Here is a 25,624-nt window from a genome sequence, read left to right as displayed (position 1 = left end):
TGTTTGATGATTTGTTCCATTCCATAAAAAAATCTCCTATTTAAGGATAGGAGATTTTAAGGCGCGATGCAAATAAGCCGCTTAAATCCAGCCTCTGAATCGAGAAGCTTCAGCCATTTTACGTACGCCGACCATATATGCAGCAAGACGCATATCGATGCGGCGGTTTTGCGCCATTTCATAAATATTATTAAATGATTTCACCATCATATCTTCTAAACGAGTTTCGACTTCCTCTTCAGTCCAGTAGAACCCTTGGTTATTCTGCACCCATTCAAAGTAAGAAACCGTTACACCACCCGCACTCGCAAGTACGTCTGGGACAAGCAGTACTCCACGATCTGAAAGAATTTTTGTTCCTTCAAGTGTCGTTGGACCATTTGCTGCTTCTACGACAATTTTGGCTTTAATGTTTGCCGCGTTATCTTCAGTGATTTGGTTCTCAATGGCTGCAGGTACTAAGATATCACAATCAAGCTCAAGCAGCTCTTGGTTTGTAATGGTATCGTTAAATAATTTAGTCACGGTTCCAAAGCTGTCACGCCGGTCTAGCAAGTAGTCAATATCAAGACCATCTTCATCGTATAATCCGCCATAAGCATCTGAAATCCCTACGATTTTTGCTCCGGCATCATACATGAATTTAGCCAAGTAGCTTCCTGCATTTCCGAATCCCTGTACGACAACACGAGCCCCGTTGATGTCAATTCCTTTTTTCTTCGCCGCTTCTTTGATGCAGATCGTCACACCTTTTGCTGTTGCAGTATCACGTCCGTGTGACCCTCCAAGAACAATTGGTTTTCCTGTGATAAATCCTGGCGAGTTAAATTCATCAATTCTAGAATATTCGTCCATCATCCATGCCATAATTTGAGAGTTTGTAAACACATCTGGTGCTGGTACATCTTTTGTTGGACCAACGATTTGACTGATTGCGCGAACATAGCCGCGGCTTAGCTTTTCAAGCTCTCTAAATGACATTTCTCTTGGATCACAGATAATACCGCCTTTTCCTCCGCCATAAGGAAGATCCACAATACCACATTTTAAACTCATCCAAATTGAAAGCGCTTTTACTTCTTTTTCAGTAACGTTTGGGTGGAAACGAATGCCGCCTTTTGTCGGTCCGACAGCATCATTGTGCTGTGCGCGGTAACCAGTGAAAATTTTCACTGATCCATCATCCATCCGTACTGGAATTTTGACCGTTAATAGACGAATTGGCTCCTTCAGCAATTCATACACTTCTTGCGGATACCCTAATTTGTCTAGCGCTTTATGTATGACGGTTTGAGTTGACTTTAAAACATCTAGCTTATCTTCTGCGTTATGAGCGGCGTTTTGATCGGCTGCCATTAAAATAAACCCCCTAGAAATCTTTCATGATCTACTGCTCCCTTTCAAGCAATAGTATACACCTTCGTACTGGTAAAGCAAAGGTAAAAAACGTTTTTTATCAAAATAAAATATCAGTGTTTATAAATATAAAAAAGGATATAAAAAATACTGTTGTTTCATCACAACAGTATTAAATATAATAGAAAAAAGTGATTAAAAATACATTTGAATCGTTTTCACTGCATCATCTTGCATGATCACTTTTCCATATTCTTTTAGCCGATGAATCGTTAATGTCGTAGGAGAACCAAACTCCGCTAAAATGGAAATGACTGTATCAGCAGACAGTTCTTCAAAATCATCTAGGCTGAGAAAATATTGACCTTCATAATGGTAAACTGTACCCCCTAAAAGCCCAATACGACTTAAACTATGGGACAGCTGAATCACATCTTCAAACGAGGCAAATTGATAGAGCACATGATTACTCTCGTCGAGCTTGACTTGCATCTCAATGTAATCTTCATCAAACTCATCATCATCAGCATCTTCCTGCTGACTCTTTGTGACAATGACGACCATCCCCTGCGCCTGAAGAGAAAATACTTCAACAGCAATCGGTCCACTCGCTTCAAAACCGAGCTCCTGATTCGCCTCGTTCATCATGTCTTTAAACAGCTGATGGACTTTGAACGAATCTTTCCAAAGGTCTTCTTTCGTAAGACCCCGGTCTGTCAGGTCATCTAGTGTGAGAAAAATTTTGATTTTATTATAATTCAGACGCTCCAGTCGCATAACGTTCCCTCCTGCCTCTTCTAAACACACATCATACTGTAGTATATGAGATGATGAGTCATAGGTTCTTAATTTTGTATTCAGTTTACACTGTGTCAAGACGGAAGACAAGCATGAAGCTATGCTTACGGTGACTTTTATGGAAAATATTGAGGGTGCAGCAAGTCATCGCGTTTTTACAGGCATTAAATAGATCAGATGGGTTTCTGGTTCTGCCCCGAGACGCATTGGAATCTTTGTTGTTCCATAGCCATTACTAATGAGAAAAAACGCGCCTTTGACCTGACCTGTTCTTCCTTTTTCATATGGACCAAATTTTCCGATTCGGATCTGACCTCCATGCGTATGACCGCTCAGAACAAGGTCGATTCCCTCTTCTTCACTCATCAAATGATGTACATCTGGGTTGTGTGATAAGAGAATATTCACTTCATCTTTCACAAACTCAGGCCGTATCGCTTCATAATCCGCCTTTTCAAGCCGAATATCATCGATACCTCCAACTTTGATTGGCTGGCCTTCGAAATCCCACACAGCCGTTTCATTTTGCAGAGTCGTGACATCATATGCATGAAGTATCTCTTTAAACTTCTGCTGGTGCAGCTCATGATCATTATTTCCCCAAACAAAATAAACGGGCGCAATTCTTGATAAACGTTTCACATTTTCTTCAATCCTGGCGTAGGGTACACCTTTTTCTGCTAAGTCCCCTCCTACCATAATGACATCTGGTTCTTCTTGTGTGACTTCTGCTAATAATGAGTCACTAATAAGACGCCGGTGTGTATCAGAAATAAAGAAAATCACTGCTGGTCGATCTGATTGAAGTGCCTCTATTGTAAAGTAATGCTTTTTGATGTTGTTTTGTTTTGCCGTTTTCACCATTTTTGCCGTTACACACACACCTGTTGTAACAGCCGCAATGGCGGCAGTAAATCCGATGGCATATTTCATCATAAATGGCTCCCTTGCATTTGTTTCGTTCATAAGACGCTTGAATGAAAAAAGACGTTTCAACTATTAAAACGTCTTTTTACACATTTATTTACTTTCATAATAGAGATTAATGTCATATTGCTTCTGCATATAGTGAAAAACCGCTTCACGCTCTTTCCACTGGTCTGATTGCGGCCATAAGTCTGTGCTTTTTTGTATAATCTCACATCTAAGCCGATGATATTCATCCTCAGCCTTTTCCTCTTTTTTCTTATAGTAATAAGATGCGTAAAAAGCAAACACCTCAGCCATTATCCAAAATAGAAAGATCTCATGACCAAGCAGTGTTGCAATCATCGCTTCCGGCTGAAGAGAGCCTCCCTTATTTGCCGTTATTACAAAATAAAACAAAAGAATCGCCAGCGACAATAGGGCTGTCCATTGCCATCTTTTGCACTGCTTAGCAAAGCCCTCATATTTGTGCTTTCTTTTGATCAACGTTTCCATCATTTTCTGTGTCGGCTGATCCATATAGCGGCTGATTACGTGCAATGTCATCACATACACCCTGTCCCTTTTTTCTACATATGTATGTGCTTTTTCATTCGATCATGTCAGGTAATTAGTTTTCCAATGGAATGTTGAGTACTTGACCACTGTATACACTGTTCCCATTTAAATGATTATAGGCTTTAATTTTCTCTTCACCCGATCGGTTTTTGTAATATTTCATCGAGATTCGATATAGGTTTTCCTCTGGGCCCACAGTGTGCTGTACGACACGAACCGGCTTTTCTTCCTGCTTCTTTTTCTCTTCGGCTTCTTTTCGTTTTTTCTCTTCTTGTTGTTTTTGCAGTGCGAGCTGCTGCTGTTCACGCTTTTTCGCAGCTGCGGCTTTTTCACGCTCTTCTTTCTCTTTAGCGGCTTTTTCTTTTTTCTTCTGCTCTGCTTTTTCTTTTGATCGCTGCTTTTCTTTTTCTTCATCTTTCTTTTTCTTCTCTTCATCAGACGCATCCGCTTTATCATCGCTAGCGTCATTTTTTGTTTCGACAAGTGCTGACGGAACTGGGTCTGTGTCAGCACTTGAGGTTTTATCGATGTATACACCTTGATTGTTATTATCGTTGATTTCCTTTGATGTGTAATAGATCAATAGAAAGAAAACAGTGATGACGATGATAGGAAAGATAATAGCCAATGTCGTAAACAAAGGATTGCGCACTTTTTTCGTGCGCTGCTTCTTATATTCATGAAAGTCTTCTCGTGTAGGAAAGTGAGAGTCATCAGAAGGATGTACTTTTTCTTCAAGAATTTCCTCTACATCGTCGTCATGGTTGTTTGTCAGCTGCTCCTTCTTTCTCTGCATTCTCGACATTTCTTCCATGTTCATCCCTCCCCTTATATATTAAACGAATTTGACAAGCAAAGACTAAGTCAATGACAAAATGAGTCATGACAGGAACAAATAAATTCCCCGTCCACTCGTATAAAAGTCCTAAAAAAATACTAATGGAAACCACGAGGATAAACAAGAGTATTTTTGATAAATAGCGAAAGTGAAGAAGCGCAAACACGATGCTGGCAATCTCCAGCCCAAATTGCTGATGAACGATTCCGCGAAATAGTATTTCCTCTGAAAAGGCGATGAGAAGTGCTAACCAAACAATATGCGGGATGCTTCGGTTTTTGAACATCTTTTCATTTAAACCGCCATCATCATACATATGAGCGGGAAACACCTTCATGACAATCGCATCCACAATGATGACGAGCAAAGCACCGCCAATTCCATATGTCAGAATGCGCATATCATGAATCTGCCAAAGTGCTGTAAAATCCATCCATTGATCGAACATAAATATGCCTAGTAAAAAAGAAACGATAAGCATGAGGAGCTGCGTGAAATACAGCTGTTCTACGACTTGTCGATCGGTTAATTTTTCAATGATTTGACGATGTTGTTCAATCAATGCTGCGCCTCTTTTGTCAGATGAAACATACGATCCAGCACGGTCTTCCAGTGTTTCATTTCATTCAGCTCCAATGATTGATCTTTTTTTTCATAATCAGACAGGTCAAGTCCGCAAGAAGAGCAGCAATGATCAGAGGACGCATGCTCTGTTTGATTAAGCTGTTCGTGAAAGTATAATAACAGAGATTGTCTAAAGCAGTCATGACCCATGATCCGCTCTTTAAATTGCCACACTTTTCTCAGCTTTTCTGTTTGTCTGTCCTGCAATTTTTCTTTTAGATTCATGAGGATTGCCGGGCGCTGTTCGGACTCATGCATCATGTAATAATGCGTCAGCATTCTTGCACGGGTCTCCTGAAGCCCTGTTTCCATTAATCGTTCACGTAATTTTTTTTCATCATTTGTCTGCATTTGTGTGAGCTGGGCTAAGAAGAAATCAATTTCTGGATCGTCAAATCCTTCTGCTTGGATCAAGTGTTGCTGAATATCTGCATCCTCTTCTGTATATAAAAGAATGCTCACACTGTTTTTCCCGTCCCTTCCCGCTCTTCCAATCTCTTGCATAAATGCTTCAATCGATTGCGGCGGGCTCATATGAATGACAAATCGGATATCCGCTTTATCAATTCCCATGCCAAAAGCACTCGTGCAACAAATGAGATCAAGCTGACCGCTGATAAATTGCTGCTGAATGAGCATACGGTCTCCTGCATCCATTCCGCCATGATAAAACTCAACACGCTGATTGGTTTTTTGTTTCATCCAGAGTGCAAGCTCTTCTGTCATTTGCCGGGTCGGGCAATAAATAAGACCTGGTCCTTGCAGGAAGTCCGCAAGCTCAATGGCCCGTTTCTCTTTTGCTTCTTTCGATTCGTGCGCTTCTTTGACGAAGGCAATGTTCGGGCGGTTGACGGAATGAATATGAAAGTCAGGATGCTGTAATCTTAGCGTTTGCACTGTATCTTTTAGCGTTTGTTTCGTTGCTGTAGCTGTAAGAGCTAAAGCAACAGGATGACCTAACGCTTCTCTCCATTCTCCCAGCTTTGAATATTCAGGACGGAAATCATGCCCCCATTCTGATATACAATGCGCTTCATCGACGACAAACAGACCAATATGCATCGACTTGAGTTGTTCTAGCAGCACTTCTGACATTAATGCCTCAGGTGCGACGAATAAAAATTTATATGATGGCAAATGCCGAATGATATGTCGTCTCTCCTGAAAAGACAATGTGCTGTTAAGCGCCGCCACTCGTTTTTCTCCGCGCATTTTCATTCGTTCGACTTGATCCTCCATAAGCGATAAAAGAGGCGAAATAATCAGAACTAATCCTTCTGTCATATAGCCAGGAATTTGATAGCAAAGTGACTTCCCTCCGCCAGTAGGCAGCATGGCAACCGTATCTTTTTGATGCAGTACACTTTGAATAATGTCCTCTTGACCCACTTTAAATGTGTCGTGGCCAAAGTATCGCATGAGCGTCTGATGAAGCTTATCCATTTGCTTTCACCATCCTTGTCAGTGCCAATCGTATTTGAAAATAAGTAAATGGATGCTCGAGTTTTTCTTTAATCAGCTTCATTTTATTTGTTTGAAGCTCCCTGGCTACAGTAAGGATCGCCCGCTGCTCTTCTATACTCACATACGGATCTATTGAAAAGCTTGGCTCATGTATCGACAGCTCCACGATATGATCTTCGATCGTTGCCTTTTTTAGTGAACGAATGTGAGCAATCTGTTCAATATCAAATCCTTTTTGGACAAGCTCAAGTGTTTTATGGGTAGAAGTTGTTAACACGCGTTTGAATTCAAGGTCACCTACGAGCTGCTGCAAAATCGGTGCCTCACCTTTTTGGGCAGATTGAATAAAATAATGGAGTACATTCCAAAAAAGCAGGTACACATACCACACATCTTCTTTCATCCACTCCGCCATTTGCTGATACGTACGCCCGATTCGTTCATTTGAGGTCAATGAATAAACAAAAATCAGTGCCTCTTGATCGCTTAAACAAACAAGGAGCTTTTCTAGTTCATGATGCAGATCTTCTGAAAGCTTGCTTTTCTGCTGATGCTGTTTCAAGAAAGATTTCGTCCAGCTTTGAACCGAGACATCTCTTTGTATCGGAACATATTGATGCGATCCAGCCATATAGTGAGAAAGCACTTGTACAAGTAAAGAGAGCCTCATCCATAGCATCTTTGCTTTATCGTGATATTTGGCACCATGAAAATAAGCGGGCATCGGTTTTTCAGAAAAATGCTGGTTTAGCATTCGCTGCCCTGCTTCAGTGATGCTGAATGTCTCATCGTTTTTTCTAATGTAGTGCTTCTCTTCAAGCTTTAAAGCAGAACGATTCAGCAGATCCCTCGTAAACCCCGGGTAACAGCCGAAGTACCTGGAAAGCTCAAACAAGCTGGCATCCTGTATGGTTTGTGATGATTTTTTTCCTTTAAAAAGATGGTAGACAGCACTAATGGAGCGTTCGCCGTTCAATTTATATACGCTGTCCATTAACATGACATCCAAATAATGAAGAGTCATTCATCAAAGCACCTGTCTTCCTGACAAAATTCGAATATTTTCTCCCTTTATTTTAACAGATTTCATACAAGAAGAAATGTTTAAACTCAATTTATGGGGGAAAGTTATGAACAAACCCTTATGTGATAAGCATTCTCAATCACTTTACAGTTGAAATGTGAATTTAAAATCATTACAATAAGGTTTGAGGAAATTGTTTTTTATCGGTGAAACTAAAAAGGTTAAACCATGTGTTCCATCGAACTATCTGGGAGGTATTTTTTAACATGGCAAAATATACAATTGTAGACAAAGACACATGTATTGCTTGCGGCGCATGCGGTGCAGCTGCTCCAGACATTTATGATTATGATGATGAAGGCATTGCATTTGTTACGCTTGACGACAACCAAGGGACTGTAGAAGTTCCAGAAGTACTTGAAGAAGATATGCTTGATGCATTTGAAGGATGTCCAACTGACTCAATCAAAGTTGCGGACGAATCTTTCGAGGGTGACCCACTTAAGCATGAATAGTATAAAAGCCCCTTATGCAGGGGCTTTTTTTATATTAACTATTTTGAAGTCGGCGTTTATTTTCAAACCATGGACGCATTTTCACAAAAATGAAGCTAAACACGATGGTAATGATCATTCCTTTAATAAAGTTAAAAGGTAAGATCCCTGCTGTAATGGTCGTCTTGAGCGCATGATCAGATAGTTCAGGTGCGTTTAAAAACCATGTGTAAGCTGGCAGGAATAAGAAGTAATTTAAAATGCTCATCATCACAGTCATCAGTAATGTACCGATGATCATTGACCATGCCATCCCTTTTGCTGATTTAATTTTTTTGAACATAAAGGCGACTGGTAAGATGAATAATGTGCCTGCAATGAAGTTCGCGACTTGCCCAACTGGAACACCAGACATACTGCCTTGAATGAGATAATGCAGAACATTTTTTAATGCCTCAACTGCAATTCCTGCACCCGGCCCATAAATTAAAATCGCAATAATCGCTGGTATATCACTGAAATCAATTTTCAAATACGCCGGAAGCCCTGGGAAAGGGAAATCCAATAAAATTAACACGAACGAAATACTGCTGAGCATACTGGTGACGACTAAACGTTTTACTTTACTTTGATTCAATATTCTCTCTCCTTTTCGATCAAATCTTTCGAAAAGAGGATTGTTCAATTTCAGCCGCAAAAAAACCGCTCATGAAAACAGGAGCGGGGAATTTGGGCTAGACAAATAAACGTGTGAAAAACCATGTTTTCAACGTTTACGAACCTCCATCTTCTCCCATCCAGACTATACTGTCGGCTTCGGAATCACACCGAATCCTGCCAAAAAAGGCTCGCGGGCTTAGAGACTATGCTCATCACCGCCGGTAGGGAATTGCACCCTGCCCCGAAGATTGATCATTATTCAATTCGACATCATTATATATGATATATGAGCATTTGTACAGATAAAAATCCTGAGCAATTTCATCAGTTTTAAGAAATCGTAAAAAACTTAAAAATTATAATGACAAATGCGCAAAAATTGGTTATCTTTTGTTTAAAGGTGTCCATTCTTTATAAAGATACCAATAAATGTTCGTGTTTTCTTTTTCGCTTTACTGCTTTAATTTGATTGACACAGTGAAAAGGAATATGGTAAATTATCAGATATTTATGACGTTTATTTTAGGAGGAAATCTTACGATGTTTCGAGTATTAGTCTCAGATAAGATGAGCAATGATGGTCTTTTACCACTGTTAGAATCAGATTTTGTTGAAATTGTCCAAAAAAATGTAACAGAAGCAGAAGATGAATTACACACATTTGATGCCTTACTTGTCAGAAGTGCTACGAAAGTGACCAAAGAGCTTTATGAAAAAATGTCTTCATTAAAAATTGTCGGCCGTGCCGGTGTGGGAGTAGACAATATTGATATTGATGAAGCGACCAAGCATGGCGTCATTGTCATCAATGCACCAAACGGTAATACGATCTCCACAGCTGAGCATACATTTGCCATGATCTCTTCGCTCATGCGTCATATTCCACAAGCCAATATTTCTGTGAAATCAAAAGAATGGAACAGAGGCGCATATGTTGGTGCTGAGCTTTATGGAAAATCTCTTGGGATTGTTGGACTTGGCAGAATCGGAAGCGAAATCGCTCAGCGTGCAAGAGCATTTGGCATGACAGTCAACGTATTTGACCCATTTCTCACAAAGGAACGTGCAGAAAAAATTGGTGTCAATGCCAAATCACTTGATGAAGTACTCGAAGTATCAGATATTATCACTGTACATACCCCATTAACAAAAGAAACAAGAGGGCTTCTCAATAAAGAAACAATTGCAAAAACGAAAAAAGGCGTTCGCCTAGTGAACTGTGCGCGCGGCGGTATTATTGACGAGGGTGACCTTCTTGAAGCGCTTGAAAGCGGCCATGTTGCAGGAGCTGCACTCGATGTATTTGAGGTAGAACCTCCTACTGATAATCCGCTTGTAGACCATCCGCTCGTCATTGCGACTCCGCATCTTGGCGCATCGACAAAGGAAGCACAATTAAATGTAGCGGCGCAAGTTTCTGAAGAAGTACTTCAATTTGCAAAAGGACTCCCTGTCATGTCATCTATTAATCTACCAGCGATGACAAAAGACGAGTTCAAAAAGATTCAGCCTTATCATCAGTTTGCAGGAAAGCTCGGACGTCTTGTCTCTCAATCAATGAGAGAACCTGTAAAAGAAGTAAGCATCTCTTACGAAGGCTCTATTTCAAAACTCGAAACCTCCTTTATTACAAAAAGTCTCCTGTCAGGCTTTTTAAAAGAACGCGTCGATTCGACTGTAAATGAAGTAAATGCTGGGATGGTGGCAAAAGAACGCGGCATTAGCTTTAGTGAAAAAATTTCTTCCAGCGAATCTGGTTACGAAAACAGCATTTCTATTGAAGTCAAAGGTGACCTTTCAACCTTTACTCTAAAAGCAACCTACATCCCGCATTTAGGAGAACGCGTTGTTTCCATTAATGGATTTAATATTGATTTTTATCCAGATGGACACCTTGTCTACATCCAGCATACTGATGCACCTGGTGTGATTGGAAAGGTTGGACAAATATTAGGCGACCATGATGTCAACATTGCGACAATGCAAGTAGGACGTAAAGAAAAAGGCGGCGAAGCCATCATGATGCTTTCTTTCGACAAACATCTTGAGGACGAAATTGTCAAAGAATTAACCGAAGTGCAAGATATACTTTCTGTCCGTCTGATCGACCTATAAAAAATAATGTTAAACCTCATGCAAATGCATGAGGTTTATTTTGTTGAAATCATTAAACGGTCTCCCGTTCGAATGAGATGAGTAGTAAGCTCATTGATTTTTTTCAATTGTTCCACAGTCATCTCGTGCGCCTTTGCAATCGACCAAAGGGTATCTCCTTGTTTAATGAGATATGTATTTTTTTCATGCCCGTTTACATGAAGAGCCGGCTCTTGGAAACGATCCATCGCAATGATTGTGAGTGGATCTACCGCATCTTCTTTACTGACTGACCAATTACCCTTGTGCACCTCAAAATGCAAATGAGTGCCTCTAGAAGCCCCTGTGTTGCCGATAATGCCGATCGGCTGCCCTGCTTCTACATGGTCGCCTTTTTTAACAAAACGCTCGTGTAAATGTGCATAGACGGTTTCATATCCATTTGGATGCTGAATAAACACAACCTCTCCATATGTAGCAGATACATACGAACGCGAGACCACACCTTCACTTGCAGCAAATATGGATTCTCCTTCAGGCGCAGCTATATCTAATCCCTTGTGCGAGCCACCTCTTGTCCCAAACAAATCCGTGACTTCTCCTTTTATCGGCTCCACCCATTCGCTTGTTTTCTGTGCATGAGCAAAAGGAGAAAAAATCAACAGCAAAAAACAGCTGGCACATATGAAGCAATACCTTTTCATCAGTGACTCCCCTTCTTTGAGGTTCTTTTTATGACAGCTTAGTATACAGCAAGGAAGCTATTTTCTATACATCAAAAAAGAACGCAATTTCTTGCGTCCTTTAACGGTCTCTTATAACAACTGGATTCGGCAGAGCCGGCACCTCTATGGGTTCTTCTAATTCATATGGACCAACTTGATCTGCCCCCGCCTGTTGAATGGTGACCTCTGTAAAACCAAAATCTTTCGCTGAGAGCAGCAGACCTTCAATGAGTAGAATATGATCATTTGAGTCCGATAATTGCGCTGATGCTCCAAACGTGATAGTCACATGTTTTCCTTTAGTCGTCACTTCTTTAATCGATTCATCTTTAATTAATGGATCAAGTCCGGCATCACTTGTCCGCTTCATGGCCTCTACCGCATCTTCATACGAAGGATAATGGGTTTTTGAAGGCACTAAAAAAGTCCCGCTTTTGTTGTCTAAAACATAATAAGCGTGCTTTGTTTGTTTCTCAATCGACATTGTTCCAATGCGGCCATTTGCTCCTAATTGAAGTTGAGAACCTTTGGATGTCTTGACCTGTACCTGCTTATACTTACTCCATTTTAGCGTTTCTTTTACCATATCTTTAAACCGGTTGGCTTCTTTTAACGTATCGAGGGACAAATCATTTTTTAACTGAAAGATGAGTGTATCTCCTTTTTCTCGAAGATCTACCATATCAATATAAGATTGAAGAGGTTTTGTCATTTCAGGCAGCTGCACCTGCTCATATGTGTTCATCATTTCCTGCAAATGATCATACTCATCCTCTTTTTCAATGCTAATTGGAACTACCTGAGAGGTTGATTCATCTATGTATGCAATGGTCATATACTTTTGCTGCTGCTTACGAGAAACAACGTGTGAGGGCCCATCAGTCTGTTTGACCGCCTCTAATGTGGCGTTCACCTGACTTTTGTCAGCACTTGTTTCCACTTGCTTATGATGATCTTGAGCAGCCGGCTGAAATAAATGAGGAGAAATCAAAAACGCCATAAATAAAACCACAACGGTTGCGACCGCTGGACCAATCCATTTGGCACTTTTCTTTTTCTGCCCGCTTGCCATCAGCATCTGCTGGTATATCTGCTTAGATGAACGGTTGTCCTCCACCTTTGGAAGCTGACTTAGTAACACCTTGATTCGTTCTTCGCTCCAATCGGACCTGTTCGTTTTCATTCACTAGCTCCTCCTTCAAAAGCTCCATATGTTTTCGGAGCACTTTCAGGCCTCGGTGCTGCGTTGTTTTGACTTTGCTTTCCGAGAACTTTAGCGCCTTTGCCGTCTCCATGATTGAGTAGCCCTGGATAAATCTTAAAATGATGACAGCTCGTTGATCAATTGTGCAATGATCAAGTGCGGCATAGATTTCTTTTACATTTTCATCCTGTACAGCTAGTTCGTCTGGGAGCAAGTCTGGGTCCTTTACATCCTGCTTATCCCAATCAAACGTGCCGAGTACCCGTTGTCTAATGGTTTGCTGTTTGCGAAACCAATCAATCGCCACATGCCTTGCAATTGAAAACAGCCAAGTTTTCTCGCTGCTTCTTCCTTCAAAAGTTTTATATGAGTGAAGTACCCGGATGTAAACCTCCTGAACGAGATCCTCTGCCTGATTTTTATCTTTAACCATATAAAATAAAAACTGGTACAAATCTTGATGGTACGAATCATATATTTTTTGAAAGGTTTCATGCATAGGAAACCCCTCCGTTCACTTATTTTTGTCGATTGACTCTTACAAAACGTTACATTACAACTTTATGACAAATATATTACAAGTTCGACAATTTGGGAAGGGCTTTTTGTTTAACTTCTCCTTAAAAATATGAAAATAAAAAAACACTTCTTTTTTTCGAAAAGAAGTGTTTCTCATGTAACAAGATTCTTCGTCAGGATTAGACGAGTTCCTGCTTTTTTCTCGGAATATAAAAGGTAAAGTGTGTACCTGTACCCGCTTTGCTATGTGCATGAATGGAGCCTTGATGCGCCTCTACGATGTTCTTCACAATCGCAAGACCAAGTCCAGTACCAGAACGCCCTCTTGTTCTTGCCTTATCCGCTTTATAGAAGCGTTCGAAAATAAATGGCAGATCCTCTTCCGGGATTCCGCTTCCTGAATCTTTTACATCCATTTTCAGACCGCTTTCCACCGATTGAACCGAGAAGTGAACCTCTCCGCCCTCTGGTGTATGACGAATGGCGTTATCAATGAGATTCGTAAACACCTGCTCAATCTTATCCGGATCGAATACAAAGTCCGGTTCATCCACTTGAATGTCATATGTGAGATCAATTTGTTTTTCTTTCGCAATACCGAGAAACTTGCGGTAAATCTTCTCGGTCAGCTCTTCTGTATCTGTCGATTCAAGATTAAGTGTAATATGGCCAGCTTCCATTCTCGCTAGGTCTAGAAGGTCATTCACAAGACGTCCCATTCGAAGTGATTCGTCGTAGATAATTTGCGCAATCTCTTTCTTTTCCTCTTCTGAGCCTGCAATATCATCTACAATCGCCTCACTATACCCTTGCAGCATGGCAATTGGAGTACGAAGTTCATGACTGACATTGGCAATGAAGTCTTTTCTCAGCTTATCAAGTCTTCGTTCCTCTGTCATATCACGAAGGACCGCAACTGCTCCCCTGACATCCTGCTGATTATAAAGCGGAGACATGAGAAGAACCCAAGTACGTCCTTGCAGCGTGACTTCGATCATTTGCTCTTTTTCTGTGCTGACGGCTGTATGAAACAGTTCTCGCGCTTCTGGCGGCAGTTCATCTCCATCTTTGATCTTCATATTTTGCTCGTAATACCATGCCTGCAAGAATCGTTCTGCAGGAGGATTCGTCATGAGAATCGTTCCATCAATATTGATGGTGATGACACCATCGGCCATACTGCTTAAAATGTTGGACAAATGTTCTTTTTCTTGATTTAAGGCTGTGATATGGAATTTAAGCTGCTTGCCCATTTGATTAAAGGCGATGGCCAGTTCTCCAATTTCGTCTTGCGTTAATATAGGAATCTTGGTATCAAATTTCCCTTTCGCCAGATCCTGTGCCCCCTCTCTCATCTTTCTGAGAGGATAGGTGACACGTGTTGATAAGAAGAAAGCGAAGATAGTGGTCAGAATAATGGCAATTCCGGCTGCTAGGAAGATATAACGCGTCGTATGTTTCGTTGTTTGTTCTACAGCGAGTAATGATTGAGAAAGAAAGACCATGCCTTTTTTTCCGTTTGCCTCAAATGGAACACCGACGACAATTCGTTCATCTTTCTGATTGCCTGCATTTGGTTCTGCACGTTTACTGATTTTTTTACGATCTTTTAGTGCTTGATTTAAATCACTGTCCGCTTCAATTTGTTTCTTTGTAATCGCAGGAAGCTTCCCGTCTTTTTCAGACGAATACCACTCTAGCCCGTCCTCTTGGATAATCGCAATACTCGTCAATTTGTCAGCAAGCTCTGATGTAATCGACCTTGCGAGCGATTGATCCTCATGGCTTTCTAAAATGACCGCTACTTTGTTTGCCATTTGAGTTAAATCTGACTTTGCTTCTTCTACATGGTAATTCTCAATGAACTCTAAAAGAAGCACGGTTAAAATAGATAAAACGATCAGGACGAGGAAGAGAATGGTTAACCATAGCTTTCCAACGACACTTTTCCACAGTTTCATTCAGCGCCGACCTCAAATTTGTACCCGACACCCCATACCGTCACGATTTTTTTCGCAGCTTCTGGTGACACTTTATTCAGCTTTTCGCGAAGTCGTTTGACGTGGGTATCGACTGTTCTCAAGTCTCCAAAGAATTCATACTGCCATACTTCTTTTAACAGCTTCTCTCTGTCATAAACCTTATCCGGTGTTTTCGCAAGGAAATATAAAAGCTCATATTCCTTCGGCGTGAGACTGACTTCTTTGCCATCAGCCGTCACTCTATGCGCATCGTGGTCAATTGAAAGATGAGAAAACACAAGTACATCTTTTGTTGTTGTCCCAGTATTGAGATAAGACGTTTGAGAAGATCTTCTGAGCAATGCCTTCACACGTAAAACAACTTCACGCGGGCTAAAAGGTTTTACGATATAGTCATCCGTTCCTGCCTCAAACCCTTGGACGCGGTTGGCTTCTTCTCCTTTTGCCGTCAGCATAATGATTGGAGTCGCTTTTTTGTCTCGAATTTGATTACACACTTCGATTCCATCTGTCCCAGGCATCATTAAATCGAGTAAAATGAGGTCATAATCTGTTTGGAGTCCTTTTTGAATCGCCTCATCTCCATTTTCTGCTTCATCGATTTCATAATTTTCACGTTCTAAGTACATTTTTAAAAGGCGGCGAATTCTTGCCTCATCATCTACGACTAATATTTTCGTTTGAGTTGTGTGTTCCATTAGACAATCCTCCTGCTTTCTCCGTTGTTACATTCATTTTAACAAAAAGCCAAATCGATTCATAAAAAGTTGGCCTTTTTCATGTGATTAAGCGTAAGAATGAAGCCCTGCAATCACAAGATTGACAAAGATGAGATTAAACATAATGATGGCGAATCCGATGACAGCTAGCCAAGCGGACTTTTCGCCATGCCAGCCCCTGGATAAGCGAAGGTGAAGGTAGGCTGCATAAAAGAGAAACGTAATCAATGCCCATACTTCCTTCGGGTCCCAGCCCCAGAACCGAGTCCAGGCAATTTGCGCCCAGATCATTGCAAAAATCAGCCCGCCTAACGCAAATACAGGGAAACCAATGGAAACAGCCCTGTATCCAATTTCATCGACTAAATCTAGGTTCACCTGCTTCACAAGCGGTTGAAGCAGAGCGCTGAGTCGTTTGCGAATGATCAACCGAATCAGTCCATACAAGATCAGCCCCGTGCCGAATGACCATAACACCGTATTGACCTTTCTTCCTGAAAAAACAGGCGGCAAATCAACAAATGGTTCCAAACGATCTTGCGTCACAAGCTCTCCTTTATGAGGTCCAACTAGAGCTGGCAGCTCATAGACCATCACACTTTCCTCTTTATTTTTATCGACCCAATTAAATTTTGCCTCGTACCCTGTCATTCTAAAGATGGACGTGACAGCGATAAATGCAAGTGTAACAACAATCATAAACATGACGAGCTCTAAACCAAATGTCTTCTTCCCTGGCTTTGTTTGATCGACATGCTTTAATAGGAAGATGACACCTGCCACAAAGCTGATCGCTAAAATGGCTTGCCCAAGTGCTGCTGTTGTCACGTGAATATAAAGCCAATTACTTTGTAGTGAAGGAATCAGCGGTGAAATATCTGATGGGAACATACTTGCATAGGCAATAATCAATAAAGCGATTGGAAGTGTAAATAAACCAAGTACAGACACTTGATACACAAAATATAAAATGATGAATGCGAGCACAAGCATCATGCCAAAAGCGGTTGTGAATTCAAACAAATTACTGACTGGTGCATGACCAGACGCCATCCACCTTGAAATAAAATAGCCAAATTGGCTTAAAAAACCGATGATGGTGAGCGTAATGCCGATAAGTGCTGCCTTATTCCTGCGCGGTCCATCAACTTGCTTTTTTCCTTTAATGGCACCACCAAAAAAAGGAACTGCCGCTAAATACAATAGAAAAGCTGCAAATAACAGGTTTTCACTGACTGCTGCCATCTAATCCTTCCCCCTTGCTTTTGCTGATACTTGTTGTATCAGGCAGTTCTTTTTGATCAACTGGCTGTTTGATGCCACTGTCACTTAGTAACACGTTGAGATCAGACTTTAAGCCGAACCAGTTTTTGTTTGTGTGTCCTGCCACAAATACTTTTCCATCCTTTGCAGACAGCCAAATTCTTCTATGCTGCCAATACATCCCCTGCACGACACCAATCATGAAGATAATCCCGCCTACGATGAGCACCCCGAGAGTTAAATCTTTTCTAACCGTCAATCCCGTGACGTTTTTCGTTTCCACTCGATCAAACTTCATTTTATATATGTTGTTATCAGAGCCTTCTACTGTCTCTTGAATCGCCACAAAGCTTTTTTCACCTTTAGGCTTTTCAGGAGAAATCATTTCAAACACGAAAGCAGGATTATTTGGATTCCTTGTTTTCGTACTCGGCGTTCCATCATCGTCAAAATAAAAATCAGGGAGATAGCTCATCACTTTGACTTTGTAACCGCTACCAAGATCATATTCTGACTTAGGCTCCAGCAGATTAATCTTCACTGTTCCGAAAGATTTTTCTGTATCTTTACGAATCAGTTGAAAGACCATTTGATCGAGTTCATTTTGTTTAAAATCCACTTGATATAATGAGAAATGATCAAACTTGAGCGGTTCGTTCACTTTGATATCGTGTTCTGTTACCTGCTTCAGCTTGGGCTTTTCACCAAACACAACTTCCCCTTCACGTTTGTATAAAGTGGCATCGGTTTTATAACTTTTCACCACTTGACCGTCGCCAGCTCTTTCAATCGCATTCTCAAACACTTCTTTTTCATTTCCAGTTTCATAGCGGTCAATTGAAAACGCATTATTTTTCAAGAAGTATTGACCATCTGTGCCTGGGATTGGGGCCGTTTCACCTTCTCTGACCCAGAGCGTTTCATCCACGTACATGCCTGGGACAAATCGGAGCATCGATCCAATGAGAAAGATGATTAATCCAATGTGATTGACGTAAGGCCCCCAGCGTGAAAAGCGGCCTTTTTCAGCTAAAATATGTCCGTTTTCTTCTCGCACGCGGTAACGCTTTTGTTTCATTGCTCTTATGATGCCTTCATATGTATGCTGATCTAACGTTTTGTCTGTTTCACTGAACAGACGCTGTCTTCTCATAAAGCCTTCTTTTTTGATAACCCCTTGGTTCTTAAGTGCCCGATAAAGAGGAATGACCCGGTCGAGACTGCAAATGACAAGGGAGATTCCGATTGATGCGACTAAAGCTAAAAACCACCAAGAATTATAAAGATCATGGAATCCGAGTATGTAATACAGTTTACCAAACGACCCATATTGCTCTTCATAATAGGTGGAAGCAGATGCACCTGGCGGAATAAACCGCTCCTGCGGAAAAATGGTTCCTAGTGAGGAAGCAAGCAGTGTAATAATTATCAGCCACACACCCACTTTAACGGAAGAAAAAAAGTTCCATACTTTATCAACAATCGTTTTGTTGTATGTTTGCGAGCGTCTTGCACTGCCGTCATATCTCATATCAAGCAGCTTTGAAGAGTTTTTCTCTATAGCTGCAATTGGATTCCCGCATGATTCACATAAAACAGTACCGATTGGATTAATATGTCCACACTCGCACTTTACCTCTTTCATTCTATGACCCCTTTGGTTTAATCAAATTCATATATTCATAGACATTACGTTCTGTCATGGTTCCCTTTATGACTTTGATTACCTTGCCTTCAGGATTAATTAAAAATGTGGTTGGCAGCGGCGTAATATCATATGCCTCTGTCACTTGACGATCTTTGTCCATCGCAACAGGAAAATTCACGCCATAGGATTCCATAAAATTTTTCACGGCAATATTGGATTCCCCAACATTGACTGCAACAATTTCCACACCGCGATCCTTGAATACTTCATATTGATTTGCCATGTAAGGAAATTCTTGTTTACACGGACCACACCAAGTCCCCCAAAAATTAAGGAAGACGCCTTTTCCTTTTAATTCCTTTAATTCAATCCGTTCCCCATCCACTGATTGAAGGACAAAGTTTGGCGCAATAGATCCTTCTTTGACTTGATCTTGTTTGGCAAATACTGAGTTATACATGGTATAACATAGTGCAGCAAGCATCACGAGGAGAATGCCCGTCCGTATGAAAAACCGTCTTTTCTTCATCTGAAGTACCCCTTCCCCATAGACATTCAGGTAAATTATAGCATTCTCCTTCTTTTGATGCTTCTTCATTTTTTGAAGTTTATGTGAAAATTAAAAAGCGCTTTTCCCATGATCTGCAATCGCTCTCAGGCGCTTGACTTCATGCGGAGACAATTCTCTGCGGTCTCCCGGTCTCATGCCTTCAATATGAAGGAACGCATATTGCTCTCTTTTTAGCTTTAACACATCATGACCGATCGCTTCAAACATGCGGCGCACTTGTCTGTTTCTGCCTTCATGAATGGTTAATTGAACGATAGATGTCTGCTTTCGTTTATCGATAGAAAGCATTTTGGCACGAGCACGTGCTGTCTTTTTATGATCTAACATGATCCCTTTTTCTAGCTTTCTAAGCAATTCCTTTGATGGGATGCCTTTTAGCTTCGCTGCATACGTTTTATCAATTTCATATTTCGGATGCATGAGCTTATGGGCAAATTCCCCGTCATTTGTAATTAAAATCAAACCGCTCGTATCATAATCTAAGCGGCCGATTGGATAAAGGCGCTGCGGGACGTCATCAAAGAAATCTGTGACGACCTTACGTCCTTTATCATCCTCAGCAGCTGAAATGACGCCGCGCGGTTTATAAAGCATAAAGTAAACCGGTTCTTCTCTTTCAAGCTTTAATCCGTTGACTTCAATTTTATCTGAAGAGCCCACTTTTACTCCGAGCTCTGTCACTGTCTGGCCATTAACGGTAACTCGTCCTTCTTTAATTAATTCTTCTGCCTTTCGTCTAGAAGCGACGCCGGCATGTGCAATTACTTTCTGTAAACGTTCCATTTGTCTTTCACCTCATGTACTATCTTACTTGCTTGACTTAAAACAAACAAGCATTCGTGGAAAAATAAGCGATTCGTCTGTCTAATTTCAGCTAAAAAGCGATTTTCCATCCACGAAATACAAAAAAGCGCCTCATTAGGCGCCGCTAAATAACAAACTGACGATGATGACAGATGCAATGATTCCAATGAGGTCCGCTAACAGTCCTACTTTCAGCGCATCCCCCATCTTTTTAATACCGACTGCTCCAAAATAGACCGTTAAAATGTATAGAGTGGTGTCAGTTGACCCTTGCATGACAGCTGCGAGCTGTCCGATAAAAGAATCTGGTCCATATGTCGCAATGAGGTCTGATGTCATCCCGAGTGCGGCCGTGCCAGATATCGGACGAATAAACGCAAGCGGCACCACTTCTGCCGGGAAGCCGATCGCTGTAAACACGGGTTTTAACAGTCCCATGACAAAATCAAGCGCACCAGACGCGCGGAATATCGTAATAGCCACGAGCATGCCGACTAAATAAGGAATGATTGAAAAGGCAATTTGAATACCCTCTTTCCCGCCCTCGACAAATGTTTCATAGGTCGGTACCTTCTTAACGGTTCCCGCAATTAAAATTCCTGCGATGATCAGTGGGATCAAAGCCAGAGAAAGCCAGTTAATAAATGACACGAGATCACCCCCGCCTGCTTCTGCGATAGTGGAAATAGCGATCAATGAGAATGGCACCAATGCCTGAAATGAGTGTCGCCAAAATGGTTGGGCCTACAATGTCTGTTGGCTGATCTGCACCATAGGTCATTCTAATCGCAATGACGGTTGTTGGCACGAGTGTGATAGAGGATGTGTTGACCGCTAAAAATGTAATCATGGACCGGCTTGCTTCATTTTTCCCGCCGTTTAATGCTTTCATCTGCTCCATTGCCTTAATCCCAAGCGGTGTAGCGGCATTCCCGAGACCAAAGAAATTCGCCATCAGATTGGACAAAATATATCCCATCGCAGGATGGTTAGGCGGAATTTCCGGAAATAGCTTTGAAATAAAGGGACGGCACAATTTACTAAAGAAATTTAACAAACCTGCCTCTTCTGCAATCTTCATCAGTCCGAGCCAAAAAACGAGGACACTAATCAGACCAATTGAAATCGTAACTGCTTCTTTTGAGCCCTTAAATACAGCTTCGTTTACTTCCTCCATCGTTCCGTTGAACATCGCATACACAAGACCGATGACAGTGAGGAATACCCAAATTAGATTGACCATGAAGATCCGCCTATAGATGTCTGAAAGACAGACTTAAACATTTCTTGAAAGCTTTTTTGTGGCATTCGATTTCGTTTATTTTCATAAAAAATCGGTACTTGCTCGATCACCTGACCATCTAGTAAAAACGTCATTTTCCCTACAACATCCGGGATGGCTTCGGCGTTTTTTTTCCACTTTTTTTGAGGAGTAAGCATTTCCGTTTCAATTTCCACTAGCTTTTTCTCATCTTCATTTAAAAAATAGTCCACATCACGCTTGATAAATGCTTTTTTTTCGTAAAAGGTTCCTTTTAACGAAGCGAGTCTTCCTTTTTCAGCAAGTACGTACGTTTTATAGTGATCAAATGCATATTCAAACATAGAGATATGATCCTTCCAATCATCTGGCGCATTAATGGTCACAGCGATCAGCGCCGCATCCCCTTTTGCAGCTGTAGAGACAAGTGTGCGTTTTGCAAGCTTCGTATATCCCGTTTTCCCCCCAGTTGAATATTGATATAAACCAGTGAGGAGCTTGTTTTTATTTTTCCAATAGCCTTCCATCGTTTTCGCTTTATAGAAAGTCGTGCCCGCAATTTTTTGATATTGTTTATGCTCCATGGCATATTTTGTTAAAATGGCCATGTCATAGGCTGATGAATAATGATGTTTATGATCATCGAGTCCATGCGGATTTTGAAAATTTGTATTCTCCATTCCTAGTTCAGACGCTTTTTGATTCATCATAAAAATAAATCCTTCTAAGCTGCCGCCCACATGCTCTGCAATGGCAACAGCTGCATCATTTCCAGAACGCAGCATAAGCCCGTACGTCAAGTCTTCTAAACTCACCTTCTGCCCTTCTTTTAAATAGAGCGATGAGCCCTCTGCTTGAATCGCGCGTTTTGATACCTTGACGGTGTCTTTCATTTTTCCTGATTCAATGGCTAATACCGCCGTCATAATTTTCGTAATACTGGCGATTCTCCTTTTTTCATGCTCGTCCTTTCCAAATAGGACTCTGCCTGACTGTCCATCTATTAAAATGGCGCTTCTTGCACTCACCGATAATGACATATCTGCTTTGGCATGTGAGGAAAAGGGCAGTAAGAGTGTAAATAGAAGAAGGACTGCTGTTCCAATTTTTAAATAGGGCATGTTCATTCACGTCCTTGTCCGTTTTGTACAAGTGTATGCACGCCTGAAAAAGTTATGATGCCTCGTCCACAAAAAAAAGCGTCTCTATATGTAGAGTCGCTTTTTCCTCTTGCTATACCATTTTCATTTGCTGATGAGATGTCGTATATTCTAGCTCTTCTCTCATCGCTAAAAAATCTTTTTCTAATGAAGAAAATAATCGTTTGATCTCAGCGGATACTTCATGGTGGAAAACAATGCTGCTCTTTCCTGTATACGCGGAACGGCTGTCTTCATACCATGTATCCTTTTTCGGCGTGAAAAACTCTTCAATACATTGATTATAAATACGGTGAAGCGTCTGCTGCGCGGCTTGCTGCGGGAATGTCTGCTGCTGGCTGATTTTCCTGCAAACTGCCGCTGCATCCTCGCTGTACACTGCAAGCTTCCGTAATGTATTCAATATGTCACAATAATAGGCTTCCGCTTCAGGGTTTAATCGTTTCATACTTGATAAGGTAGCTTCATTCAGAAAACCATTCATTTCAGTTGCAACCTTTGATAAAAAGACGCCTGCTTGATCAACTTGAGCCTTTACATTCATATGTGCCATTTGTTTCGTGTTTACCTTCCCCTCATGGCTTTATTACCATTTTATCTGACATCAATAGATGTTAGACCTAAAATCTTTTTTATATTTTATCATACATTTTTCATTCTTTTGAACTATTTTATCTCTTCGAATGTTTGATTGAAGTTTTCAAAAAATAGATCAGCCTCTTCTTGTACACCATCTGCTTCCACATTCTCTGGCAGCGGCGGTAATTCATCCAATGCCTTTAAGCCAAACTGCTCTAAAAAAGTAGGTGTTGTCCCATAAAGAATTGCTCGCCCAGGGCCCTCGGCACGTCCAACTTCACAGAGCAGCGCTTTGGCTACTAAACTATGAAGCACCCGCTCTGATTTGACTCCTCTAATTTCTTCTACCTCACTGCGTGTGATCGGCTGTTTATAAGAAACGATTGCGAGTACTTCAAGCGCTGCCTGTGACAAACCTTTGGATGGGGTCTCGACTAATTTTTTCAAATAAATGCTGTATTCTTTTTTCGTCAGCAGCATATAAGAATCTGCATATTCAATGAGCTCAATTCCTCGTTCTTGTTTTTGATATTCTTCCTTTACGGCAGACATCATGTCGAGTAACGCTGCCTCTTCTACTTCAAGAACAGACATGAGCTGTTTTTTTGTTAAGCCTTCGTCACCTGCTGCATAAAGCAGCGCTTCTATGATGGCTTTCCAATTCACGATATCAAGCGTCATGAATCGTTTCACTCCCTATTATATAAATGTCTTCAAAGTTTCCTTCCTGCTCTAACATGATTTGATGACTTTTCATCAATTCAAGAACAGCAAGAAACGTCACGACAAGGTGCTCCTTTTGATCATGTTGAAATAGAGTCATGAAATTGGTCCGCTTTTTCGTTTTCCTTAAATGGTTCATAATCTCATTCATTTTGTCTTCAATCGGGATTTCTTGTCTTGTAATCTTAGATGGTGCTGGTTTCGTTATTTTTTTTCGGTTCAATACCTTTTGGAACGCACCTAACATATCATACACCGTGACATGTAAGTTTGTGTCCTTCACTTCCGATTCTTTTGCAAATTCGCTTAAATCACTCGGAGGTTTTGTAAAGGCATTTTGCCTTTCTTCCTCGCGTTCCTTTAGTTCTTGTGCTGCATTTTTATACTTGCGGTATTCAATCAATTTGCCAATCAGCTCTTCTCGAGGGTCCTCTTCCTCTTCGAGCAGGTCTTCATCAAATAGCTCTTCCTCTTGTTTCGGAAGGAGCATTCTGCTTTTAATACTCAGGAGGGTTGCAGCCATCACCAAATATTCACTTGCCACATCAAGTTCAAGCTCCCTCATTGTGTGGACATATAATAAATACTGCTCCGTAATTTTAGCAACGGGAATATCATAAATATCGATTTCCAACCGGTTGATTAAATGTAAAAGTAAGTCCAAAGGACCTTCAAACGAATCTATTTTCACCTGATATTCCAGCATTTTTTTCTCACCATTTCTACTGTCTTCTAAGTACCGTTTCACCGGCTAACCTTTAGTATAAGACAGGATAAAGCTCTCGTCCAATATAATTTCGACCATGATGTCCTAGGCAAAACAAGAAAAACAGTGGTTTCGCCCATACCACTCAGGGCATTTATACATAGAATACCATTGTAAACAGAACTGATGAAAAAGGAGGCCGTATCATTATGGGAGATGGCTATAACTTTGGCGGAGGTTTCGCGCTTATTGTCGTGCTTTTCATCTTGCTGATCATCGTTGGCGCGGCTTGGGTTTATTAAAGAAACAGAGCGTCCTTTCACGAAGGGCGCTCTTTCTTCTTTTCTTTTCAATATGTTAGACTGAGAGTGGAAAAGGAGATGACCACTGTGTATCCTGAAGCGTACGTGGCTTTTTTACATGAATTTCATACGACAAGAGATTATTTTGAGTGTCATGAAATTCTTGAGGAATATTGGAAGGAAGACCCGCCTGAGCAGCGCAAAGAATATTGGGTTGGTTTCATTCAGCTTGCCGTTGCTTTGTATCATCAAAGACGGGGAAATGGAAAAGGGGCAAAACGGCTCATTTCAAACAGCCTCCACTTGCTGGAAGCAAACCGGCCCGTATTAGCGAACCTCGGTCTAGATGATGAGGCGTTTCTCATACTTCTGAGAACGCTAAAGAAGAAAATGAATGAAGACATGCCCTACGAAAGTGTGTTGCTCCCGATCAAAGATCAAGCGCTTCTTTCTTTATGCCAAGAAATGGCTCAAAAAGAAGGACTGACCTTTGGACAGGAGAGCAACTTATCCCACACATTTTTGATCGAAAAACATAGACTGCGTGACCGGACAGATGTATTGCTTGAACGAAAAAAGCAGATCGAACGTAAAAAAAGCAGAGGACTGTAGCCTCTGCTT

Annotated in this window: 28 protein-coding genes and 1 riboswitch; of the genes, 4 read left to right on the top strand and 24 right to left on the bottom strand. The window is 41.1% G+C overall.

The genetic code is table 11. The annotated features are described in order from the left end of the window. Positions 1–81: 81 nt before the first annotated feature. The 8 genes from ACSSTM_RS01380 to ACSSTM_RS01345 form a co-directional block, all read right to left on the bottom strand. Complete coding sequence (locus tag ACSSTM_RS01380) at positions 82–1,356, bottom strand: Glu/Leu/Phe/Val family dehydrogenase (protein WP_007500982.1); 1,275 nt, start codon at positions 1,354–1,356, stop codon at positions 82–84. Positions 1,357–1,551: 195 nt separating this feature from the next. Further along, entirely contained in the window at positions 1,552–2,133 is a 582-nt protein-coding gene (locus tag ACSSTM_RS01375; protein WP_034661102.1) for a genetic competence negative regulator, read from the bottom strand. Positions 2,134–2,298: 165 nt separating this feature from the next. Further along, a complete protein-coding gene (locus ACSSTM_RS01370) occupies positions 2,299–3,087 on the bottom strand; it encodes a metallophosphoesterase (RefSeq protein WP_034661982.1) in 789 nt (262 codons plus the stop codon). Between the two features lie 87 nt (positions 3,088–3,174). Continuing rightward, positions 3,175–3,627, bottom strand: a complete 453-nt coding sequence (locus ACSSTM_RS01365) for a DUF2663 family protein (protein WP_060596753.1) — start codon at positions 3,625–3,627, stop codon at positions 3,175–3,177. Positions 3,628–3,691: 64 nt separating this feature from the next. Then, complete coding sequence (locus ACSSTM_RS01360) at positions 3,692–4,453, bottom strand: LysM peptidoglycan-binding domain-containing protein (protein WP_034661106.1); 762 nt, start codon at positions 4,451–4,453, stop codon at positions 3,692–3,694. Beyond that, on the bottom strand, positions 4,398–5,039 hold the full coding sequence (locus ACSSTM_RS01355; protein WP_437403960.1) for a CPBP family intramembrane glutamic endopeptidase: 642 nt from the start codon (positions 5,037–5,039) through the stop codon (positions 4,398–4,400). The genes ACSSTM_RS01360 and ACSSTM_RS01355 overlap by 56 nt, the downstream gene beginning before the upstream one ends. Continuing rightward, positions 5,036–6,544 carry a RecQ family ATP-dependent DNA helicase gene (locus tag ACSSTM_RS01350; protein ID WP_420734878.1) on the bottom strand — a complete coding sequence of 503 codons (1,509 nt, stop codon included), beginning with the start codon at positions 6,542–6,544 and terminating at the stop codon, positions 5,036–5,038. The genes ACSSTM_RS01355 and ACSSTM_RS01350 overlap by 4 nt, the downstream gene beginning before the upstream one ends. Then, positions 6,537–7,589, bottom strand: coding sequence for a helix-turn-helix domain-containing protein (locus tag ACSSTM_RS01345; RefSeq protein WP_309415599.1), 1,053 nt, complete (start codon positions 7,587–7,589; stop codon positions 6,537–6,539). Before ACSSTM_RS01345 ends, ACSSTM_RS01350 begins: the two co-directional genes overlap by 8 nt. A 266-nt stretch (positions 7,590–7,855) precedes the next feature. Between ACSSTM_RS01345 and ACSSTM_RS01340 the strand changes: the two genes are divergently transcribed. Further along, positions 7,856–8,104 (top strand): ferredoxin, encoded by a 249-nt coding sequence (locus tag ACSSTM_RS01340; protein ID WP_003215700.1) that lies wholly within the window; start codon positions 7,856–7,858, stop codon positions 8,102–8,104. 34 nt (positions 8,105–8,138) lie between these two features. On the opposite strand, the gene ACSSTM_RS01335 is transcribed toward ACSSTM_RS01340, so the two are convergent. Beyond that, positions 8,139–8,720 carry an ECF transporter S component gene (locus ACSSTM_RS01335; protein WP_034661112.1) on the bottom strand — a complete coding sequence of 194 codons (582 nt, stop codon included), beginning with the start codon at positions 8,718–8,720 and terminating at the stop codon, positions 8,139–8,141. Between the two features lie 144 nt (positions 8,721–8,864). Then, positions 8,865–8,996, bottom strand: a riboswitch (FMN riboswitch). A gap of 287 nt (positions 8,997–9,283) precedes the next feature. Here ACSSTM_RS01335 and serA point away from each other — a divergent pair. Continuing rightward, entirely contained in the window at positions 9,284–10,858 is a 1,575-nt protein-coding gene (gene serA, locus ACSSTM_RS01330) for a phosphoglycerate dehydrogenase (RefSeq protein ID WP_095285345.1), read from the top strand. Positions 10,859–10,893: 35 nt separating this feature from the next. Here serA and ACSSTM_RS01325 read toward each other — a convergent pair whose 3' ends face one another. The 15 genes from ACSSTM_RS01325 to ACSSTM_RS01255 all read right to left on the bottom strand — a co-directional run bounded on the left by ACSSTM_RS01325 (position 10,894) and on the right by ACSSTM_RS01255 (position 24,701). Beyond that, positions 10,894–11,541: a M23 family metallopeptidase gene (locus tag ACSSTM_RS01325; protein ID WP_095285346.1), complete on the bottom strand. Its 648-nt coding sequence runs from the start codon at positions 11,539–11,541 to the stop codon at positions 10,894–10,896. Positions 11,542–11,641: 100 nt separating this feature from the next. Next, on the bottom strand, positions 11,642–12,745 hold the full coding sequence (locus ACSSTM_RS01320) for a sigma X negative regulator (protein ID WP_106039219.1): 1,104 nt from the start codon (positions 12,743–12,745) through the stop codon (positions 11,642–11,644). After that, positions 12,657–13,265: an RNA polymerase sigma factor SigX gene (gene sigX, locus ACSSTM_RS01315; RefSeq protein WP_034318821.1), complete on the bottom strand. Its 609-nt coding sequence runs from the start codon at positions 13,263–13,265 to the stop codon at positions 12,657–12,659. Before sigX ends, ACSSTM_RS01320 begins: the two co-directional genes overlap by 89 nt. Before the next feature lie 199 nt (positions 13,266–13,464). Next, a complete protein-coding gene (locus ACSSTM_RS01310) occupies positions 13,465–15,246 on the bottom strand; it encodes an ATP-binding protein (RefSeq protein ID WP_309415601.1) in 1,782 nt (593 codons plus the stop codon). After that, positions 15,243–15,965 carry a response regulator transcription factor gene (locus ACSSTM_RS01305; RefSeq protein ID WP_003215596.1) on the bottom strand — a complete coding sequence of 241 codons (723 nt, stop codon included), beginning with the start codon at positions 15,963–15,965 and terminating at the stop codon, positions 15,243–15,245. Before ACSSTM_RS01305 ends, ACSSTM_RS01310 begins: the two co-directional genes overlap by 4 nt. Positions 15,966–16,052: 87 nt before the next feature. After that, positions 16,053–17,231 (bottom strand): c-type cytochrome biogenesis protein CcsB, encoded by a 1,179-nt coding sequence (gene ccsB, locus ACSSTM_RS01300; protein WP_034661119.1) that lies wholly within the window; start codon positions 17,229–17,231, stop codon positions 16,053–16,055. Next, positions 17,215–18,894, bottom strand: a complete 1,680-nt coding sequence (resB, locus tag ACSSTM_RS01295; protein WP_034661120.1) for a cytochrome c biogenesis protein ResB — start codon at positions 18,892–18,894, stop codon at positions 17,215–17,217. The genes ccsB and resB overlap by 17 nt, the downstream gene beginning before the upstream one ends. A gap of 1 nt (position 18,895) precedes the next feature. Then, entirely contained in the window at positions 18,896–19,426 is a 531-nt protein-coding gene (resA, locus tag ACSSTM_RS01290) for a thiol-disulfide oxidoreductase ResA (RefSeq protein ID WP_034661121.1), read from the bottom strand. Positions 19,427–19,516: 90 nt separating this feature from the next. After that, positions 19,517–20,251, bottom strand: coding sequence for a 23S rRNA pseudouridine(2605) synthase RluB (rluB, locus tag ACSSTM_RS01285; protein ID WP_034661122.1), 735 nt, complete (start codon positions 20,249–20,251; stop codon positions 19,517–19,519). Positions 20,252–20,386: 135 nt separating this feature from the next. Beyond that, entirely contained in the window at positions 20,387–20,923 is a 537-nt protein-coding gene (locus ACSSTM_RS01280; RefSeq protein WP_106037950.1) for a spore maturation protein, read from the bottom strand. A gap of 4 nt (positions 20,924–20,927) precedes the next feature. Further along, positions 20,928–21,515 carry a nucleoside recognition domain-containing protein gene (locus tag ACSSTM_RS01275; protein ID WP_106037951.1) on the bottom strand — a complete coding sequence of 196 codons (588 nt, stop codon included), beginning with the start codon at positions 21,513–21,515 and terminating at the stop codon, positions 20,928–20,930. Beyond that, positions 21,503–22,654, bottom strand: a complete 1,152-nt coding sequence (locus ACSSTM_RS01270) for a D-alanyl-D-alanine carboxypeptidase family protein (protein WP_309415602.1) — start codon at positions 22,652–22,654, stop codon at positions 21,503–21,505. The genes ACSSTM_RS01275 and ACSSTM_RS01270 overlap by 13 nt, the downstream gene beginning before the upstream one ends. A gap of 112 nt (positions 22,655–22,766) precedes the next feature. Then, positions 22,767–23,246 carry a YpuI family protein gene (locus tag ACSSTM_RS01265; protein ID WP_309415603.1) on the bottom strand — a complete coding sequence of 160 codons (480 nt, stop codon included), beginning with the start codon at positions 23,244–23,246 and terminating at the stop codon, positions 22,767–22,769. Between the two features lie 113 nt (positions 23,247–23,359). After that, positions 23,360–23,953, bottom strand: coding sequence for an SMC-Scp complex subunit ScpB (gene scpB / locus ACSSTM_RS01260; RefSeq protein ID WP_095285351.1), 594 nt, complete (start codon positions 23,951–23,953; stop codon positions 23,360–23,362). Further along, on the bottom strand, positions 23,943–24,701 hold the full coding sequence (locus ACSSTM_RS01255) for a segregation/condensation protein A (RefSeq protein WP_034661986.1): 759 nt from the start codon (positions 24,699–24,701) through the stop codon (positions 23,943–23,945). Before ACSSTM_RS01255 ends, scpB begins: the two co-directional genes overlap by 11 nt. Positions 24,702–24,910: 209 nt before the next feature. Here ACSSTM_RS01255 and ACSSTM_RS01250 point away from each other — a divergent pair, with 209 nt between their 5' ends. Further along, entirely contained in the window at positions 24,911–25,003 is a 93-nt protein-coding gene (locus ACSSTM_RS01250; RefSeq protein WP_012010430.1) for a YjcZ family sporulation protein, read from the top strand. Positions 25,004–25,090: 87 nt separating this feature from the next. Then, the gene (locus tag ACSSTM_RS01245; RefSeq protein WP_034661127.1) at positions 25,091–25,615 is read left to right on the top strand and encodes a DUF309 domain-containing protein; all 525 of its coding nucleotides are present in this window, start codon (positions 25,091–25,093) and stop codon (positions 25,613–25,615) included. Positions 25,616–25,624: the final 9 nt, after the last annotated feature.

Origin of the sequence: Bacillus sp. RK1064, from assembly GCF_051488405.1 — a bacterium.
Classification (GTDB): Bacteria; Bacillota; Bacilli; order Bacillales; family Bacillaceae; genus Bacillus.
Note: the sequence above shows the minus strand (reverse complement) of the source record. Positions and strands in the feature narration are given on the sequence as shown.